This window comes from Mycobacterium colombiense (genome assembly GCF_001672755.1).
In the GTDB taxonomy this organism is placed as follows: Bacteria; Actinomycetota; Actinomycetes; order Mycobacteriales; family Mycobacteriaceae; genus Mycobacterium; species Mycobacterium colombiense_C.
The window spans coordinates 88,154-107,486 of record NZ_LZKI01000132.1; the positions used below are offsets into that span (position 1 = coordinate 88,154).

The 19,333-nt window shown below is 69.8% G+C and carries 13 protein-coding genes; 8 read left to right on the forward strand and 5 right to left on the reverse strand.

Annotated elements, in window-relative coordinates:
* The first annotated feature begins 54 nt into the window (after positions 1–54).
* Positions 55–2,496, forward strand: coding sequence for a molybdopterin oxidoreductase family protein (locus A5708_RS18380; RefSeq protein ID WP_065029979.1), 2,442 nt, complete (start codon positions 55–57; stop codon positions 2,494–2,496).
* Positions 2,493–2,972, forward strand: a complete 480-nt coding sequence (locus A5708_RS18385) for a hypothetical protein (RefSeq protein WP_065029980.1) — start codon at positions 2,493–2,495, stop codon at positions 2,970–2,972. Before A5708_RS18380 ends, A5708_RS18385 begins: the two co-directional genes overlap by 4 nt.
* A gap of 110 nt (positions 2,973–3,082) precedes the next feature.
* Here A5708_RS18385 and cynS read toward each other — a convergent pair whose 3' ends face one another.
* The 3 genes from cynS to A5708_RS18400 are packed head-to-tail and all read right to left on the reverse strand — an operon-like array spanning position 3,083 to position 4,879.
* Positions 3,083–3,550 carry a cyanase gene (gene cynS / locus A5708_RS18390; RefSeq protein WP_065029981.1) on the reverse strand — a complete coding sequence of 156 codons (468 nt, stop codon included), beginning with the start codon at positions 3,548–3,550 and terminating at the stop codon, positions 3,083–3,085.
* 12 nt (positions 3,551–3,562) lie between these two features.
* Complete coding sequence (locus A5708_RS18395) at positions 3,563–4,312, reverse strand: class I SAM-dependent methyltransferase (protein WP_065030069.1); 750 nt, start codon at positions 4,310–4,312, stop codon at positions 3,563–3,565.
* 51 nt (positions 4,313–4,363) lie between these two features.
* On the reverse strand, positions 4,364–4,879 hold the full coding sequence (locus tag A5708_RS18400; RefSeq protein ID WP_065029982.1) for a nitroreductase family protein: 516 nt from the start codon (positions 4,877–4,879) through the stop codon (positions 4,364–4,366).
* A 333-nt stretch (positions 4,880–5,212) separates the two neighbouring features.
* Between A5708_RS18400 and A5708_RS18405 the strand changes: the two genes are divergently transcribed.
* The 6 genes from A5708_RS18405 to A5708_RS18430 all read left to right on the forward strand — a co-directional run bounded on the left by A5708_RS18405 (position 5,213) and on the right by A5708_RS18430 (position 16,525).
* On the forward strand, positions 5,213–6,079 hold the full coding sequence (locus tag A5708_RS18405; RefSeq protein ID WP_065029983.1) for a cyclopropane mycolic acid synthase family methyltransferase: 867 nt from the start codon (positions 5,213–5,215) through the stop codon (positions 6,077–6,079).
* Between the two features lie 82 nt (positions 6,080–6,161).
* Positions 6,162–9,464 (forward strand): exodeoxyribonuclease V subunit gamma, encoded by a 3,303-nt coding sequence (gene recC, locus A5708_RS18410; RefSeq protein ID WP_065029984.1) that lies wholly within the window; start codon positions 6,162–6,164, stop codon positions 9,462–9,464.
* Positions 9,464–12,766 carry an exodeoxyribonuclease V subunit beta gene (gene recB / locus A5708_RS18415; RefSeq protein WP_065029985.1) on the forward strand — a complete coding sequence of 1,101 codons (3,303 nt, stop codon included), beginning with the start codon at positions 9,464–9,466 and terminating at the stop codon, positions 12,764–12,766. The genes recC and recB overlap by 1 nt, the downstream gene beginning before the upstream one ends.
* Before the next feature lie 11 nt (positions 12,767–12,777).
* Positions 12,778–14,478, forward strand: coding sequence for an exodeoxyribonuclease V subunit alpha (gene recD / locus A5708_RS18420; RefSeq protein ID WP_065030070.1), 1,701 nt, complete (start codon positions 12,778–12,780; stop codon positions 14,476–14,478).
* Positions 14,479–14,486: 8 nt separating this feature from the next.
* On the forward strand, positions 14,487–15,260 hold the full coding sequence (locus A5708_RS18425; protein WP_065029986.1) for a TVP38/TMEM64 family protein: 774 nt from the start codon (positions 14,487–14,489) through the stop codon (positions 15,258–15,260).
* Positions 15,261–15,280: 20 nt separating this feature from the next.
* Entirely contained in the window at positions 15,281–16,525 is a 1,245-nt protein-coding gene (locus tag A5708_RS18430; protein ID WP_065029987.1) for an HNH endonuclease signature motif containing protein, read from the forward strand.
* A 119-nt stretch (positions 16,526–16,644) separates the two neighbouring features.
* On the opposite strand, the gene A5708_RS18435 is transcribed toward A5708_RS18430, so the two are convergent.
* Together A5708_RS18435 and A5708_RS18440 are read right to left on the reverse strand one after the other, a co-directional pair.
* On the reverse strand, positions 16,645–18,195 hold the full coding sequence (locus A5708_RS18435) for an MCE family protein (protein ID WP_065029988.1): 1,551 nt from the start codon (positions 18,193–18,195) through the stop codon (positions 16,645–16,647).
* Between the two features lie 3 nt (positions 18,196–18,198).
* Positions 18,199–19,332: a virulence factor Mce family protein gene (locus A5708_RS18440; RefSeq protein ID WP_155766074.1), complete on the reverse strand. Its 1,134-nt coding sequence runs from the start codon at positions 19,330–19,332 to the stop codon at positions 18,199–18,201.
* Position 19,333: the final 1 nt, after the last annotated feature.

A 19,333-nucleotide genomic window follows, 5' to 3' on the forward strand; every position in this document is an offset into this window, starting at 1 on the left:
TGAGGGCGTCCGCCCCAGCCGGTTTCGCCGGCCGCTGCCGGGGAAGTCACCGGCATGGCCATAGATCGCATCGCGGATCCCTGGGGAACGCGGACTCCCTACGGACCCGGCACGCGGTGGCCGGAACGGGTCGACACCTACCTGGCCGACGGGGTCACCGCCGAGTCGGTGGATCGCTGGGTGCAATCGGCCGCGGTGTTGCACTCCAACGGCGACGGCCTGGACATCGCCGTCAAGGACGGGCGGATCGTGGGGGTGCGCGGGCGCGCCGTCGACCGGGTCAACCACGGGCGGCTCGATCCGAAGGATCTGTACGGCTGGCAGGCCAACGCCTCGGCTGACCGGCTCACCACACCGATGATCCGGGACCGCGGCAAGCTGAAGCCGTGCGACTGGGATACCGCGATGCAACGAATCGTGGACCACACCAAGGACTTACTCGACGGCTACGGCCCCAGCTCGATCGGTTTCTACACCTCCGGCCAGCTGTTCGCCGAGGAGTACTACACCCAGGGGGCCATCGCGCACGGGGCGATCGGCACCAACCACGTCGACGGCAACACCCGGCTGTGCACGGCGACGGCGGCCGAGGCGCTCAAGGAATCGTTCGGCTGCGACGGGCAGCCGGGGTCCTACACCGATGTCGACCACGCCGACGTCATCGCGTTGTTCGGGCACAACGTCGCCGAGACGCAGACGGTGCTGTGGGCGCGGATGCTGGACCGGCTGGCCGGCGAATCGCCACCGGCGATCATCTGCGTCGACCCGCGGCGCACGCCGGTGGCCCGGCACGCGACCGTTCACCTGGCGCCGCAGCCGGGCACCAACGTCGCGTTGATGAACGGCCTATTGCACCAGATCATCGCCCACGGCTGGATCGACCGGGACTACATCGACTCGCACACAGTCGGTGTCGACGAACTACGCGGCCGGGTCGAGGAGTTCCCGCCCGAGCGGGTCGCCGAGATCTGCGGTGTGGCGGCCGACGACATCCGCCGCGCGGCACGGCTGCTGGGCACGGCCGAACGCCTGATGTCCACGGTCCTGCAGGGCTTCTACCAGTCCCACCAGGCCACCGCGGCGGCCGTGCAGGTCAACAACATTCACCTGGTGCGCGGCATGCTGGGCAAGCCGGGCTGCGGGGTGCTGCAGATGAACGGGCAGCCGACCGCGCAGAACACCCGCGAGTGCGGCGCCAACGGGGACCTGGCCGGCTTCCGCAACTGGTCCAACGACTCCCACGTCGCCGAGCTGGCGGAATTGTGGAACCTGGACCTGCTGCAGATCCCGCACTACGGCCCGCCGACGCACGCCATGCAGATGTTCCGCTACGCCGAGGAGGGAACGCTGCGGATGCTGTGGGTCACCGCCACCAATCCCGCGGTGTCACTGCCGGAGTTGCGGCGGATCCGCGACATCCTGTCGCAGGAACGACTGTTCCTCATCGTCCAGGACATCTTCATGACCGAGACGGCCGCGCTGGCCGACGTGGTGCTGCCCGCCGCGGCGTGGGCGGAGAAGACCGGTGTCTTCACCAACGCCGACCGCACCGTGCACCTGTCCGAAAAGGCCGTGGAGCCACCGGGTTCCGCGCGATCCGACCTCGACATCTTCCTGGACTACGCGCGACGGATGGACTTCCGCGACTCCGACGGCCAACCGTTCCCGCCCTGGACGGATGCCGAGTCGGCGTTCGAGGCGTGGAAGAAGTGCACCGCGGGCCGCCCGTGCGACTACACGGGCCTGACCTATGACAAGCTGCGGGGCGGCAGCGGCATCCAATGGCCTTGCAACGCAGAGCATCCCGACGGAACCGAACGGCTCTACGCCGACGCGAAGTTCTGGTCGACCCCCGACTACTGTGAGGCATACGGCAAGGACCTGATCACCGGCGCGCCATTGCAGCCCGACGAGTACCGCTCGATGAACCCCTTCGGCAAGGCCGTCATCAAGGCGGCCGAATACGTGCCCCCGCACGAGCGGCCCAGCTCCGAATTTCCGTTCGCGTTGATCACCGGTCGCACCGTCTACCATTTCCACACCCGCACCAAAACCGCTCGGGCGCAGCAACTTCAGCAGGCCGCCCCCGAGGTGTGGGTCGAAGTGTCCGAACGCGACGCCAAGCGGCTGGGAATCGGCGAGGGCGATCTCGTCGAGGTGCAAACGCCGCGCGGCCGTGTCGCGTGCGCCGCGCGCATCTGCGGCATCCGCGAGGGCGTGCTGTTCGTTCCCTTCCACTACGGCTACTGGGACACCGACGGCAAGACCCATCACCGGGCCGGCAACGAAATGACGCTGACCGATTGGGATCCGGTCTCCAAGCAGCCGATCTACAAGACGGCCGCCGCCCGGCTGCGCAAGGTCGGCGTGAGGCCGCCGGACCGGAACGGGCAGGCGCCGACCACCGCGGCACCATTCAACGGGCCGGTGCCCGCGACGGTGGGCGGCGAGTTGGCCGGCGTCACCGAGGTCGTCGCCACGGGAGGACGGCCATGAAGCTGAAGTTGGCGATCCGCGAGCTGCACCGCTCCGAACGCAAGCTGGCGCACGAGTTCAACGTGGTGGCCGCGCGCCACCACAGCGACCAGGACATCCATCACCTCGCCCGCGACATGGCCCGCTGGTCGCAGGAGCACGTCGGCGAGCTGGCGCGGCACGGCCGCCACTACGGCCTGCGCCTGTCCGCCGACCCGCGCACCACCGCGATCACCGGTTTCGTGCAGTCGCGGATGAGCGGCCTGCTGCGGCACCGCCCTGAGCCGGGCCTGGCGCTGCTGGCCGACCTGCGCCGGCTGCACCGGCTCTCGGCGGGCGTCTCGCTGGATTGGGAGCTGCTGGCCCAGGGCGCGCAGGCCGCGAAGGATTCCGAACTGCTGAGCCTGACGTCGCGCTGTCACCCCGCGACGCTGCGCCAGATGCGCTGGGCCAACGCGATGCTCAAAGAGCTTTCCCCACAAGTCTTGATGAACTGAAGCGGCGAACGCGGTGGCCGCCACGGGCCGCCACCGCGTTCCCTTCGCCTCCTCGCGTGCCAGTCTGGCACGCGCGCGCCGTGCCGTCACGCCACTTTGGCGGCCTCTCGTCAGTCCTGCGCCTCGACCCACTGATAGGGGAGGAATTTCCCGTCGAACGTCACCACGACCCGGTCGCCGGACGGGTGCGGCTTGCGCTGGACGTCGAGGCTGAAGTTGATGGCGCTCATGATGCCGTCGCCGAACTGTTCGGCGATCACCTCCTTGAGTGCGCCGCCGTACACCTGCAGGGCCTCGTAGAAGCGGTAGATGGTGGGGTCGGTGGGGACCGCGGTGGGCAGGCCGCCGCGCATCGGGGCGGCGGCCAGTACCGGCACCACCGCGTCGTCCAGCTTCAGCTTCTCCGCCAGAACCTTGGCCTGCTCCACCGGGATCGGGTGCTGGCCGAGCAACGCCGCCGTGGTCCACAACAGCGGCCGGTCGATCGCATCGGCCAGCTGTTGCCACGTCAGCCCCTCGCGCAGCCGGGCGATGACGACCTGTTCGGTGATTTCGGTTCGGTTCATGGCCCCAAGCATGCCCGCCGGATCTCACTCCGGCTTGGTTGCGGTGACCAAGCGCGTGGAGAACCAGGGGCCGCCGTACCACATCCGCCAGCCGGCGTTGCGCCGGCGCACGTCGCGCCAGCCGAGTTCGCGCAGCCGGGCGGCGTGTTGGCGCGTCTCCCACAGGTCGGCGATGGCGAGCCGGCCCCCGGGCCGCAGCACGCGCACGGCTTCGTCGAGCGCGCGGCGCCGGCCGGCGTGACCTGGAATGTTGTGGATGGCCAGGTTGCTCACGATCACGTCGACGCTCTCGTCGGGCAGCGGCAGCGCGGTCATGTCGGCGGTGTGCAACTCGATGCGGTCGGCGACGTGTTCGGCCACCGCGTTGGCCAGCGTGGCCTGCTCGGAGTTGCCGGTTTGGTCGGCCTGCCACAGGTCGACGCCGATCGCGCGGCCGCGCGGCAGCCACTTGGCCGCCGCCAGCAGCACCGCGCCGCGCCCGCACCCGAGGTCGAGCACCGTTTCGTCGCCCGCGAGCCGCAGGTCGCGCAGGACCCGTTCCCAGACAACGAATTTCCCGGCCCGGGTGGCGTACATGTACAGGATCACCGCACCCGCGACCCCGGCGGAGGACACGGCGGCCAACGCCGCCCAAAGCCGCCTGCCGCGCGCCCAGCTGATACCCGCGAACACGGCCAGGGCGGCGGCTTGGGCGCCGATGCCTATCGCCTGCGCGCGCGCCGAGAGGGTGTGAAAGGAACCGTCGACCCCGTAATCGCCCTGGTGGTCATGCACGCCCATCACCTTACGACTCGACAAGTCGCCGAAGGTTTTTCGCGGTGGGAATCACCAACGGCCGTGGTGCACGACCTCGGCGAACGGCCGCCGGTTCGGCTTGCGGATCGGGGTGAGCGGGCGATCGGCGGGATAGCCGACGCCGAGCAGGAAGGCCACCAGATATTCGTCGGGCACGCCCAGGATCGCGCGCGCCTTTTCCTGGTCTCCCACCGACGAGTGGCCGGTGCCGATACCCAGGTCGGTGGCGGCGATCATCATCGCCATGGTGGCCTGCCCGACGTCGTAGTTGTCGGTGACCACGCGGCGCTCGTCGGGTGGCACCGGGACCACGATGGCGATCGCGGCCGCGGCCCCGGCGATGTGACCGGCGCCCCGCCACACCGTCGACAGCTCGGCCAGCTGGTCACCGTCGGTGACGATGACGAAGTCCCACGGCTGACGGTTCTTGGCCGACGGCGCGCGCCAGCCGGCCTCGGCGATGCGGTCCAGGTCCTCGGCCGGTACCGGCTTCGGTTGGTACTCCCGCACGTTGCGACGTGCGCAGAGCGCGTCCCAAGCTTCCATCTGGCTCCCTCCAGCGACTGTTTTCCGGATAAACCGGCGTAGGATCGGGTGAATTCCCAGGCAGGGATTGCGCGTTCGCCCGTAGTCTAGCTCCGGTAAGTGTGAGTAAACGGGCGCCAACGCAGCCAAACACCTTGGGCCACAAGTAAACACGATATTTTTTTTGCGAGGGCGGCCGCCACCGCGGTGGCCATGCGACGCCGGATCGATCCAGTTTGCGCGGGCTGCCGCTCGGGTTTGATCGCCACGTTTCCGGGAAGACGTGGTGAACCAATCGAGCGGCCGTCTCGTGGACAACTGAATGGCCCCGACTCAGAAAGGCGGGTATCCGCCGTGGCAGAGCACCTGACGCCGCACTTCGAAGAGGTACAGGCCCATTACGACCTGTCCGACGACTTCTTCCGGTTGTTCCTCGACCCCACCATGACCTACAGCTGCGCATACTGGGATCGCAACCGGGACATCTCGCTCGAAGAGGCGCAGTTGCGCAAGATGGATCTCTCGCTGGGCAAGCTCGGTTTGCGGCCGGGCATGACGCTGCTGGACATCGGCTGCGGCTGGGGCGGCACGATGCGCCGCGCGCTGCAAAACTACGACGTGAACGTCGTCGGCCTGACCCTGTCGGAACACCAGGCCGCGCACGTACAGCAGCTCTTCGACAGCATGAACACCGAACGCAGCAAGCGGGTGCTGCTGCACGGCTGGGAAGAATTCGACGAGCACGCGGACCGGATCGTCTCCATCGGCGCGTTCGAGCACTTTGGCTACGACCGCTACGACGACTTCTTCGCGATGGCCTACCGCACCCTGCCCGAGGACGGGGTGATGCTGCTGCACACCATCACCATGCTGACCCCGGAGCAGATCGTCGAGCGCGAACTGCCGATGACCGAGGAGCAGACCAGCTTCAACGAATTCATCGCCAGCGAGATCTTCCCGGGCGGTCAGCTGCCGGCGATCGAGATAGTGGAGTTCCACGCGTCGAAGATGGGGTTCAACCTCAAGCGCAGGCAGTCGCTGCGGCTGCACTACGCCCGCACCCTCGACCGCTGGGCCGAGGCGTTGCAGGCGCGCCACAGCGAGGCCGTCGAGATCCAGTCCGAAGAGGTCTACCAGCGCTACATGCGATATCTGACCGGCTGCGCCGACGCGTTCCGGGCCGGATACATCGACGTCAACCAGTTCACGCTGGCCAAGTAACACCGGGCCCGCCCGTCGGGCGACACACTGCGCGGCCGTAGCGCCCACCCGCGTCGGTGTTCGGGTTTATCGTGACAGCGCAATGCCGCTTCATCTGCACCGTGCCGAGCGCACCGATCTGTTGGCCGACGGTCTCGGCGCCCTACTGGCCAACCCGCTGACCGACCCGTTCGCCACCGAACTCGTCGTGGTCCCGGCGCGCGGCGTGGAACGCTGGCTCAGCCAGCGGTTGTCGCACGTGCTCGGTGCGCGCGGCGGCGACGGAGTGTGCGCCGGGGTGGCGTTTCGCAGCCCGGGCTCGCTGATCGCCGAGATCACCGGCACCGCCGACAACGATCCATGGTCACCGGACGCCCTGGCCTGGCCCCTGCTGGAGGCGATCGACTGCTCGCTGGACGAGCCTTGGTGCCACGCGCTGGCCATGCACGTGGGCCACTTCCACACCGGGGCGGAGGCCGAGCTGCGGCAGGGCCGCCGATACGAGGTGGCGCGCCGGCTGGCCGGACTGTTCGACTCCTACGCGCGGCAGCGCCCGCAGCTGCTCGTCGACTGGGCCAACGGCGACCCCGGTGCTCTCGACGAGGACCTGCGCTGGCAGCCCGAGCTGTGGCGGGCGCTGGTCGCGCGGGTCGCCGCCGACCCGCCGCATGTCCGCCACGCCAAGACCATCGAGCGGCTGCGGGAGGCGCCCAGCGACCTGCCACCGCGGCTGTCGTTGTTCGGGCACACCCGGTTGACCCGCACCGATATCGAGCTGCTGGAGGCGGTGGCCACCCACCACGACCTGCATCTGTGGCTACCGCACCCGAGCGAGGTGCTGTGGCGCGCGCTGGCCGGCACCCACGGCGCGATCCCCCGGCGCGACGACGTCAGCCATCGCGCGGTCTCGCATCCGCTGCTCGCGACGCTGGGGCGAGACCTGCGCGAACTGCAACGCGGCCTGCCGGCGGATCCCGCGACCGACGACTATCTGGCCGGTGCCGCTCGCCCGGACACGCTGCTCGGCTGGTTGCAGTCCGACATCGCCGCCAATGCCGTTCGCCCACTTGGCCGCACGATCGCGGCCGGCGACCGATCGGTGCAGATCCACAACTGCCACGGCCCGGCCCGCCAGGTCGACGTGCTGCGCGAGGTGTTGCTCGGGTTGTTGCAGGACGACCCGACGCTCGAACCGCGCGACATCCTGGTGATGTGCCCGGACATCGAGACCTACGCGCCGCTGATCATGGCCGACTTCGGCCTGGGCGACGTGGTGCACGGCGCCCATCCCGCCCATCAGCTGCGAGTGCGGCTGGCGGACCGCTCGCCGATCCAGACCAACCCGCTGCTGGGGGTGGCCGCGCAACTGCTGACCCTGGCGGCCGGCCGGGTGACGGCCAGCGAGGTGCTCAACCTGGCCCAGGCCGCGCCGGTGCGCGCCCGGTTCGGGTTCACCGATGACGACCTCGAGGCCATCACCCGCTGGGTCCGGCAGGCGAACATCCGGTGGGGGCTGGATCAGCAGCATCGGCGGCCCTATCGCGTCGACTTCGTGCACAACACATGGCGTTTCGGCATCGACCGGATACTGGCCGGCGTCGCGATGTCCGACGATTCGAACGCGTGGATAGACGCGACGCTGCCGCTCGACGACGTCAGCAGCAACCGCGTCCAATTGGCCGGCCAGTTCGCCGAATTCGTCGCACGGCTGCAGCACACCCTCGACTCGCTCACCGGCACCAGGCCGCTGACCGAATGGCTGGCCGCGCTAACCGAGGGCATCGCGCTGCTGACGCGGGTCCGCGATGCGGACGAATGGCAGACCGGTCAGGTGCAGCGCGAGTTCGCGCAGACGCTGGGTCAGGCCGGGTCCCGGGGCGACATCGCGTTGCGGCTGGCCGACATTCGCGCGCTGCTCAGCCAGCGCCTCGCCGGTCGTCCGACGCGGGCCAACTTCCGCACCGGCACCCTGACGGTGTGCACCATGGTGCCGATGCGCTCGGTGCCGCACCGGGTGGTGTGCCTGATCGGCCTGGACGACGGGCTGTTCCCGCGCCTCGGCATCGTCGACGGTGACGACGCGCTGGCCCGGTGCCCGATGACCGGGGAACGCGACATCCGTTCCGAGGACCGGCAATTGCTGCTCGACGCGATCGGCGCGGCCACCGAGAAGCTGGTGATCACCTACACCGGTGCCAACGAGTATTCGGGGCAGCCGCGCCCGCCGGCGGTGCCGCTGGCCGAACTGCTGGACACGCTCGACGTCACCACCGTGACGAAGGTGCGTGACCGCATCGTCGTAGAACATCCGTTGCAGCCGTTCGACATTCGCAACGTCATTCCCGGCGGCCTCGTCCCGGACGTGCCGTTCAGTTTCGACCCCACGGTGCTGCGCGCGGCGCGCGCAACCACCGGCGACCACGGCGAACAGCCGAAATTCATCTCGGCACCGCTACCGCCACCGCCGGCCGGCGACGTCATCCTCGCCGACCTGGTCGGCTTCTTCAAAGACCCGGTGAAGGGCTTCTTCCGCGCATTGGAATTCACGCTGCCCTACGACGTCGACGGCGTGCAGGACGCCATGCCCGTCGACATCGACGGCCTCGAGGAGTGGACCGTCGGCGACCGGATGCTGGGCGACATCCTGCGCGGGATGACCCCCGACGACGCGCGGCAGGCCGAGTGGCGACGCGGCACGCTGCCACCGGGTCAACTGGGCTGGCGCAAGGTCACCGAGATCCGCGACCAGGCCGCCCTGCTGGCGAGCGAGGCGCTTCGCCATATGCGCGGGGACCGCCCGCTCGGTGCGTCCGCCCATGACGTCGACGTCGATCTCGGTGCTGGGCGGCGCCTCACCGGCACGGTGTCGCCGGTGTACGACGACCGCCTGGTGTCGGTGACGTATTCGCGGCTGGACGGCAAGCATCTGCTCGAATCGTGGATCCCGTTGCTGGCGTTGGTCGCTCACGACCCCGGCCGGGACTGGGCCGCGGTGTGCATCGGCCGCATGCGCCGGGGCGCCGGCACCCGCACCGAGGGGCTGGGTCCGCCGCGCGACGGTGAGCACGCCATCGAGTTGCTGCGCGAGCTGGTGGCGATCTACGACGCCGGACGGCGTGAGCCGATTCCGTTGCCCATCAAGACGTCCTATGCCTGGGCCGCCGCCCGCTACGAGGGCGAGGACCCGGTGGCCGAGGCGCGGTACCGATGGAAATCCAGCGACCGCTTCCCGGGCGAGGACCAGGCCCCGGCGCACGCCCGGGCGTGGGGCAAGGGCGCGCCGCTGGACGAGCTGATGCAGCCGGTGCGGCCGGGCGAGGAGTGCGACGGCGAGGACAACCGGCTCGGCGCCTACGCCGCGCGGGTCTGGCTGCCGATGCTGCGCGCCGAGCGGAAGCCGATCTGATGGAGCGCTTCGACCTGTTGGGTGCGCTGCCGGCCGCACGCTCCACCACCGTGCTGGAGGCCAGCGCGGGCACCGGCAAGACCTTCGCGTTGGCCGGGCTCGTCACGCGGTACATCGCCGACGGAGCCGCGACGCTGGACCAGATGCTGCTCATCACGTTCGGCCGGGCCGCCAGCCAGGAGCTGCGCGAACGCGTGCGCTGCCAAATCGTAGACGCCGTAAAGGCTTTCGCAGATCCGTCGACCGTGGGCGACAACCAGGTGGTGGCCTACCTGTTGGACGGCACCGACGAACAGCGCGCGGCGCGCCTGCAGCGCCTCCGCGACGCACTGGCCGGCTTCGATGCGGCGACGATCGCCACCACCCACCAGTTCTGCCAGCTGGTGCTGCGCTCGCTCGGCGTCGCCGGGGACACCGCGGCCGGCGTGACGCTACTGGACAGCCTCGACGACCTGGTGACCGAGATCGTCGACGACCTGTACCTGGCCCACTTCGGCCAGGAGCGCGACGACCCGCCGCTGCACTACCGCGAAGCGCTGCGGCTCGCGCGCGAGGTCGTCAAGAATCCATCGACCCAGCTGCGCCCGCTCGACCCGGATCCCGACTCGCGCGCGGCCGCCAGCGTCAGGTTCGCCAATGATGTTCTGGCCGAGCTGGATACGCGCAAGCGCCGGCTCGGGGTACTCGGCTACGACGACCTGCTGATCCGGCTGGCCGACGCGCTGGCCACCGACGACTCCCCCGCCCGGGTGCGCATGCATCAACGCTGGCCGATCGTGATGGTCGACGAGTTCCAGGACACCGACCCGGTGCAATGGCAGGTGATCGACCGCGCCTTCAGCGGGCGCTCCACCGTCATTCTCATCGGCGATCCGAAGCAGGCGATCTACGCGTTCCGCGGCGGCGACATCGTGACCTACCTGCGAGCGGCCGAGACGGCAGGTGCGCGCAGGACGCTGGACACCAACTGGCGCAGCGACTCCGCGCTGCTGCAGCGGCTGCAGGTGGTGCTGCGCGGCGCCCAACTCGGTGACCCGGCGATCGTGGTGAACGACGTCGACGCGCATCACCGCGGTCATCGCCTCGCCGGCGCGCCGCACAACGAGCCGTTCCGGCTGCGCGTGGTCGCACGGAAGACGCTGGGCCGCCGCGGTGTTCAGAACCTGCCGATCGACCAGGTGCGCGAGCACATCGGCGCCGACCTCGCGTCGGACATCCGCGCGCTGCTGGCCAGCGGTGCCACGTTCGCCGGGAGACCGCTGCAGGCCCGGGATATCGCCGTGATCGTGGAGAAGCACCGCGACGCGCACGCGTGCTTCAAGGCGCTCTGCGCCGCGGGCGTGCCCGCGGTCTACACCGGCAACTCGGACGTGTTCACCTCCGAGGCCGCCGAGGATTGGCTGTGCCTGCTGGAGGCCTTCGATCAGCCGCACCGGCCCGGGATGGTGCGGGCGGCCGCGGCGACGATGTTCTTCGGCGAGACCGCCGAAACGCTGGCGGCCGGCGGCGACGCGCTCACGGACCGGATCGCGAAGACCTTGCGGGAGTGGGCCGGTCATGCCCGCGAGCGCGGCGTGGCGGCCATCTTCGAGGCCGCCCAATTGACGGGCATGGGCAACCGCGTGCTCGCCTGGCAGGGCGGTGAGCGGCACATGACCGACCTGGCGCACGTCACCCAGCTGCTGCAGGATGTCGCGCACCGCGAGCACTACAGCCTGCCCGCGCTGCGCGATTGGCTGCGCCGGCAGCGTGACGAGCGCAGCGGCGCGCCCGAGCGCAACCGCAGGCTGGACAGCGACGCCGCGGCCGTGCAGATCATGACCGTGTTCGTCAGCAAGGGGCTGCAGTACCCGATCGTGTATCTGCCGTTCGCGTTCAACCGCAACACCCAGGACAGCGATGTGGTGTTGTTCCACGACGAGGACGGCACGCGCTGCCTGCACGTCGGCGGCAAGGACAGCCCCGACTTCAAAGCCGTTGAGCGGCTTGGGCGTAAGGAGGACGCCAGCGACGACAGCCGGCTGACCTACGTCGCACTGACCAGGGCGCAGGCCCAGGTGGTGGCGTGGTGGTCACCGGCGTACTACGAACCCAATGGCGGCCTGTCGCGGCTGCTGCGCGGCCGCCGGCCCGGCGAGCCGGTGGTGCCGGACCGATGCGAGCCCGCCAAGATCTCCGACGACGACGCCATGGACCGGCTGCGCGAGTGGGAGGCGGCCGGCGGGCCGGTCATCGAGGAGTCGCTGGTGGCCCCGGCCCCGTCGCTGCCCGCCGGGCCGGTGCCCGGACGCCTGGAGAATCGCCACTTCCATCGCGGCATCGACACCGGCTGGCGGCGCACCTCCTACTCCGGCCTGATCCGGGCGGCGCAGACCAGCGGGGTGAGCAGCGAACCCGAAATGGGCGAACTCGACGACGAAGCCGGCGACATTCCGTTGGTGTCCCCGGCATCCGGGCCGGACGTGCCCTCGCCGATGGCGGACCTGCCGGCCGGGGCCACGTTCGGCACGCTGGTGCACGCCGTGCTGGAGACCGCCGACCCGTTCGCCCCGGACCTGGCCGCCGAGCTGCAGACGCAGATCCGGGCGCACGCGGCGTGGTGGCCGGTCGCCGCCACACCGGAGGAACTGGCCGCGGCGATGGTGCCGATGCATGACACGCCGCTGGGCCCGTTGACGGGCGGCATGACGCTGCGCCAGATCGGATTGTCAGACCGGTTGCGCGAGCTGGATTTCGAGATCCCCCTGGCCGGCGGTGATCGCCGTTCGACGGCGCCGGATGTTCGGCTCGCCGACCTGGCGCCGCTGTTGCGCGAGCACCTGCCGGCCGATGACGTGCTGGCCTCGTATGCCGACCGGCTGGCCGAGCGCGGGCTCGGCCATCAGTCGCTGCGCGGCTACCTCACCGGCTCGATCGACGCCGTGCTGCGCGTTCCCGACGGCGCGGGACATCGCTTCGTGGTGGTGGACTACAAGACCAACCGGCTCGGCGACCCGGAACGCCCGCTGACCGCCGCCGACTACGACCGGTCACGGATGGCCGAGGCGATGCTGCACTCGGACTATCCGCTGCAGGCGTTGCTGTATTGCGCGGTGCTGCATCGGTTTTTGCGGTGGCGGTTACCCGACTACGACCCGAGCCGGCACCTCGGCGGCGTGCTGTACCTGTTCCTGCGGGGCATGTGCGGCGCGCAGACCCCGGTGCTCGACGGCCACCCGGCGGGCGTCTTCGGTTGGCGGCCGCCTTGGGCGCTGATCGCGGCCCTGTCGGACCTGCTCGACGCCCGGGGCGTGGCCGCGTGACCGTGGAAGTCATGTCCGCGACCGGACTGCTGCGCGCATTCAGCGATGCCGGTGTGTTCGAGCCCGCTGATGTCCATGTGGCGCAACGGCTTACCTCGCTCACCGGCGAAACCGATGAGCGGGTGGCACTGGCGGTCGCCCTGGCGGTACGCGCGCTGCGGGGCGGCTCGGTCTGCGTCGACCTGCGCGCTCTGCCCGCCCAGGCCGGCGCGGATGACGAGCTGCCCTGGCCGGACGCCGACGACTGGATGGCGGCGGTGCGGGCCAGCGCCCTGCTTAGGACGCCACCGGTGCTGCGGCTGCTGGGCGACCTGCTCTACTTCGACCGGTACTGGCTCGAGGAAGAGCAGGTCTGCGCCGACCTGCTGGCCCTGTCGGCGGCCCCGGTAACCGTCGAATCATCCAGCTACGAACGGCTTTTCCCGTCCGGCTACGAAGAACAGCGGGCCGCCGCCGAGGTCGCGGTGGCGCAGGCGCTCACCGTGCTGACCGGCGGCCCCGGCACCGGCAAGACCACCACGGTCGCCCGCCTGCTCGCCCTGCTGGTCGAACAGGCGGAGCGCGTGGGTCTGCCGCGGCCGCGGATCGCGTTGGCCGCGCCGACCGGCAAGGCGGCCGCCCGGCTGGCCGAGGCTGTGGCCGCGGGAAGCGAGGAGCTCACCGCGGTGGACAGGGCCCGCCTGACGGGGCTGTCGGGAACCACGCTGCACCGCCTGCTCGGTCCCCGGCCGGATACGTCGGTGCGGTTCAAGCACAATCGCGGCAATCGGCTGCCGCATGACGTCATCGTGGTCGACGAGACGTCGATGGTGTCGCTGACCATGATGGCGCGGCTGGCCGAAGCCGTGCGGCCGGACACCCGGCTGATCCTGGTCGGTGACCCCGACCAGCTGGCGTCGGTGGAAGCGGGCGCGGTGCTGGCCGACCTGGTGGACGGGCTGGCCGCCCGCGACGACGTGCGGGTGGCGGCCCTGCGCACGCCGCACCGGTTCGGCACGTCGATCGGCGCCCTGGCCGAGGCGATCCGGGTCGGCGACGCGGACCGCGTCGTGCGGTTGCTGACGGCCGGCGGCGAACACATCGAGTGGGTGGATTCCGAGCGCCCGGCCGAGCGGCTGCGCGAGGTGCTGGTCGCCCACGCGTTGCGGCTGCGCTCGGCCGCCCTGCTGGGCGCGGTTGCCGAGGCGCTGGCCACACTCGACGAGCACCGGCTGTTGTGCGCGCACCGCGAGGGACCATACGGCGCGGCGCACTGGAACACACTGATGCAGAAGTGGATTGGCGAAGCGACGGGCCAGCCTACCTGGTCGCAGTGGTACGCCGGGCGCCCCCTGCTGGTGACGGCCAACGACTACGGGCTGCGCCTGTACAACGGCGACACCGGCGTGACTGTGGCGGGTGCGGACGGCCTGCGCGCGGTCGTCGCCGGGGCCACCGGACCGCTGGACTTCGCGACCAGCCGCCTCGGCGAGGTGGAGACGATGCACGCCATGACCATCCACAAGAGCCAGGGCAGCCAGGCGGATGAGGTGACGGTGTTGATACCGCCGGAGGATTCGCGGTTGCTGACGCGGGAGTTGTTTTACACGGCGGTGACCCGGGCGAAGACCAAGGTGCGGGTGGTGGGCCCCGAGGCGTCGGTGCGCGCGGCGATCGAGCGCCGCGCGGTGCGGGCCACCGGGCTGCGGCAGCGGCTGCGGGCATTCAGGTGACGGCGCCCATGGACGACGACGCTGTGGAACCCGCATCGCGGCCGGCCGCGGAACCGGCATCGCGGCGGGCTCACATCGCGCGGCTCGCGGCGTTCGCCGCGTTCCTGGGCGCGGTCTTCTATCTGGTGGCCGTCGCGCGGGTGATCAACATCGACGAGATCCGCCGCGTCGTGTCGGCGACCGGGCCGGCGGCGCCCCTGACCTACGTGGTGGTCTCGGCGGTGGTGGGCGCGTTGTTCGTGCCGGGCTCGATACTGGCCGCGGGCAGTGGGTTGCTGTTCGGTCCGGTGCTCGGCGTCTTCGTGACGCTGGGCGCGACGGTGGGCACCGCGATCGTCGCGAGTTTCGTCGGCCGGCGCGCCGGCCGCGACAGCGCACGCGCATTGCTGGGCGCGGCGCGAGCCGATCGCATGGACGCCCTGATCGGACGCGGCGGCCTGTGGGCGGTCGTCGGGCAGCGCTTCGTCCCCGGCATCTCGGATGCGCTGGCCTCGTACGCGTTCGGGGCGTTCGGAGTTCCGGTGTGGCAGATGGCCATTGGCGCGTTCATCGGCTCGGCCCCGCGCGCGTTCGCCTACACCGCGCTGGGCGCCTCGATCGGGAACCGGTCCTCGCCCTTGGCCTACGCGGCGATAGCGGTGTGGTGCGTCAGCGCGATCGTCGGCGCGTTCGCCGCGCATCGTGGCTACCGGAAATGGCGTGGGCACGCGCATCGCGACGAGGACGACGGTGCGCCAGAGGCGAATTCGGAAGCCGGATCGGGCGGCACAGATTTGTCGTAGGTGGCTGCGATGATGACACCATGTCTTCGACCGCATCCGCTGGCGCCGTGCGCCCCAGCGAGCGCCTTGAGGTGCTGTTCGAGGAGCTGGCGGAGTTGAGCGGCCAGCGCAATGCGATCGATGGGCGCATCGTGGAGATCGTGGCCGAGATCGACCGCGACGAGCTCTGCGGCGTCACCGGCGCGCGGTCGGTGCCGGCGCTGGTGGCGTGGAAGACCGGCTGCTCGCCGGCAAACGCGCACACGATCACCGCGATCGCGAGCCGGCTGGAGGAGCTCCCGCGCTGCGCTGAAGGCATGCGAGACGGCCGGCTGTCGCTGGACCAGGTCGGCGTTATCGCGACGCGCGCCGGTAAGGGATCCGATGAGCACTACGCGCAGCTGGCGCGCTGCGCCACGGTCACTCAGCTGCGCACCGCGGTGAAGCTGGAACCGCGACCCGAACCCGAACCCCGGCCCGAGCCCGAACGCTCGATCACCACGACCACCAACGAGCACGGTAGCTGCTACCGGATCACACTTGGCCACCATGACGCCGCGAAGTTCGACGCCGCCTTGGCGTCTCATCGTGATGCGCTGATCGCCCAGTGGAAGCACGATCACGGCAATTCCCATGGCGCTTCAGGTCAGCGGCCCCCATTGCCCAGCACCGCCGAGGCGTTCATGCGCCTGGTCGAAGCTGGTTGGGACGCCGAGGCGGCCCGCCGGCCACACGGGCAGCACACCACCGTGGTGGTGCACGTCGACGTCGAGCAGCGCACTGCGGCACTACATTTGGGCCCGTTGCTCACCGACGCCGAACGCCGTTACCTGACGTGTGATGCCACGTGTGAAGTGTGGTTCGAACGTCACGGCGAGGTTGTTGGCGCGGGCCGGGCGACCCGGCTGGTCAACCGGCGGCTTCGCCGCGCGCTGGAGCATCGCGACCGCATGTGCGCGGTGCCTGGCTGTGGCGCCACCCGTGGTCTGCACGCCCATCACATCCGACACTGGGAAGAAGGCGGCCCCACGGAATTGGCCAACCTGGTGCTGTTATGCCCTTTTCATCACCGGCTGCACCATCGCGGCGTCATCACCATCACCGGACCCGCCGACGCTCTGTCTGTCACCGACAGCTCTGGGCGATTGCTGAGTCCGGGATCGCTGGCACGCCCACCGACTCAGCCCCCGCCCGCGGTGGCGCCCTGCCCGGGGCCTACCGGTGAGCGGGCCGACTGGTGGTGGTACGAACCCTTCCAACCCCAACCGCCACCGACCAACAACTAGCCCGGTTACCGGGGCCGTTGGGGTATCAAGGAATTCGTTCCTACCACCCGCTGATTACCGCGTCGTGGACATCGGGGGCGGTAGCTTTACCCGCACAGCCGACCGACCGTCCGCCCTTGTCAGCCCGCCGGCCCCAGCATCTTCTTCCAGCCCTCGTCACCGATGGTGGCCGAATTCGCAACCGAATACACCACACCGTCGGGACCCACGACCAAGCCGCTGCGCACGTCGTAGAGTGCCGCGGGCGGCGCGCTCGGGGTGTAGGTGCACGGGTTGGGCTGCTGCCCGTTGCACAGCACGGCGCCCGATCCCGGACGCTGCAGTGGGTCGCTGATCGGCGGTGGAGTACCCGGCAACCGGTCGGCGGGCAGCGGGTTGAGGCCGTTGTCGACCGACGGTGCCGGGATCACCAGGCCCGGTTTCACGGGCTGGTCACAGCGCGCGCTCGGTGCCGGGCAGGTCAGTATCTGATCGGGGTCGCCGTACCAGGGGTTGGTGCCGGCCGGCACGTAGGGTTCGGTGCTGCGGCACTCCCGCGGGGTCGCGGCCCGCTTGTCCGGCACATCCACGCACGGGTAATTGCGAGCTCCGCGAACGACATTCGTCGCATCCATCGGGATCTTGCAGTAGGTGCCGGCCGGCAGCGGCGCGGTGCTGGTATCCGCCGGCGCGCGCCACTGCGACGCCGGCAGGAAACCGGTCAGGCACGGCGGTGGCTGGTTGAGCGATACCGCGCCGACACCTAGCGCGGCCTGCCCCGGCGATTGCGCGGTCACCGACTGGGCGATCGCCCCCGACTGCGGCAGGAACACCAGCGCCTGCTCGACGCCGTTGTGATAGCGCTTGAGCATGTCGATCACGACCTCGAGATTGGCCAGCGTCTGCGGCAACGAATCCCGCACGCCGCCGAAGGTGGCGTTCACCTGCGCGGCCGTCGGCGCCGCGTTGGCCAGAATGCTGCGCACCGACCGATCCTGCTGCGCGGTCTGCGCGGCCAAGGTGTTCAGGTTGGCGGCCCAACGCCCAATCGTGTCAGCGGATTCGGCCTGGCTGTCGATGATGGGCGCCGAACGTCCGATGATGTCGTCGACGTCGCCGATACTGCCGCGGAAGTCGTGCGCGATCGCCTGGGTGGCGTCCACCAGGCGCCGAAGCGACGGCCCCAGCCCGCCCACGGCCTGCGACGCCTCGTAGAGCAGCGAGGCGACCTTGTCTTTGGGCAGCACCACCAATCCACGGTTGGCGGCATCCAGGGCGGGACCGATCTGGCTGGGCACCGTGCTCCTGGTGATCGTCTGGCCATCCGCCAGATACGGGCCGCGGTTGGCGGTCGACACCAGGTCGAGGTACTGCTCGCCCACCGCCGAGACCGAATGCACATTCGCCGACGCGTCGGCCGGTATCTGATAGCCGTCCTCGATGCTCATCGTCGCGCGAGCGCCGCGCTCGGTCGGCTCGACACCGGTGACCTTGCCGATGGTGATTCCCCGGTAGGTGACGTTGGCCGTTCGATACAGGCCCCCGGACTGCGGCAACTGGGCGTACAGGGTGTAACGACCGACGCCGACCAGGCTCGGTATCCGCAGGTAGTACCAGCCAAGGACCACCACCGCGGCCACCGCCACCGCCGTCAGCAGCACCAGCTGCGTTTTGATCATGCGGGGCAACATCTTTCACTCACCCCTTTCCACCAGCGGCCCGCCCGGGGCGTCGTTCGGGTTCGGCGTGTAGCGGACATCCGGGATCATGGTGTTCGGATCCCGGCCCCACGACTGCTCGAGCGCGCGCAGTGCGCCCGAAAGTCCGGTACCGGTGAGAATCGTGTTGTCGATGGTGGACAGTGTCAGGTCGAGCGCGGCGGAGACGTTGACGTAGTCGCCGCGGATCACCTGGTTGACGTCGTCGATGTTGAACGGCGCGGTAAGGCCCAATTTCAGCGCACCGGCCACGAACGGGGAGGCCGGGACGAGTTGGCCCAACGGTCGTTGCAGCGAGAGCAGGCTCCGGTAGAGATTGGGCCGGGTATCGGCCAGCGCCCGGTTGGCGGCGCTGCTGAACCGACCCAGGGATTCGGTGGCGTCGGCGAACAGTTCTCGGGTATCGGCGAAATGCTGGATCAGCGGCGGGATGTCGGTCAGCACCCGGTCCAGCGTGTCCTTGCGGTTCGCGAAGATGGTCAGGAGTTCGTTGCTCGAATCGATCGCACCGGTGAGGTCATCGCGTTGGCGGCTCAATTCGGAGATGAAAGTGTCCAGCCGCCCGAGGAATTCGCGAATCTGCTCGGCGTGACCATCGAGGATGTTGACGACCTCGGTCTGGATCGCGTCGAGGTTCGCGATGCCACCGCCATTGAGGATCACCGCGACGCTGGCCAGCGTCCGCTCGACGGTGGGATAGGCCGAGGAATCCTTCAGCGGGATCGTGTCGCCGCTCTTCAGGCGTTGCGCGGATGGGTTTTTCGGCGCGGCCAGCTCGATGTGCTGGGTGCCCAGCAGGCTGGTCTGGCCGATCTTCGCGGTCGCATTCGCCGGGAGCTGCACGCCCGGATCGAGATCCAGCCTCAGCGTGGCGATCCAATTCTTCAAAGTGATGGCCCGCACCGTGCCGACCCACACGTCGGCGACCCTGACGCGGCTGTTGGTGTTCAACGCCAGCGTGTCCGGCATCTGCACGTAGATCGTCATGTGATCGGCCCCGGTGCCGTGGCCGACCGGCAGCGGCACGTCGGCGATGCCCCGCCAATTGCAGGACGTCAACATCGCGGCGACCAGCAGCAACACCAGCCCGCGGCGGGCGGCCCCGATCATC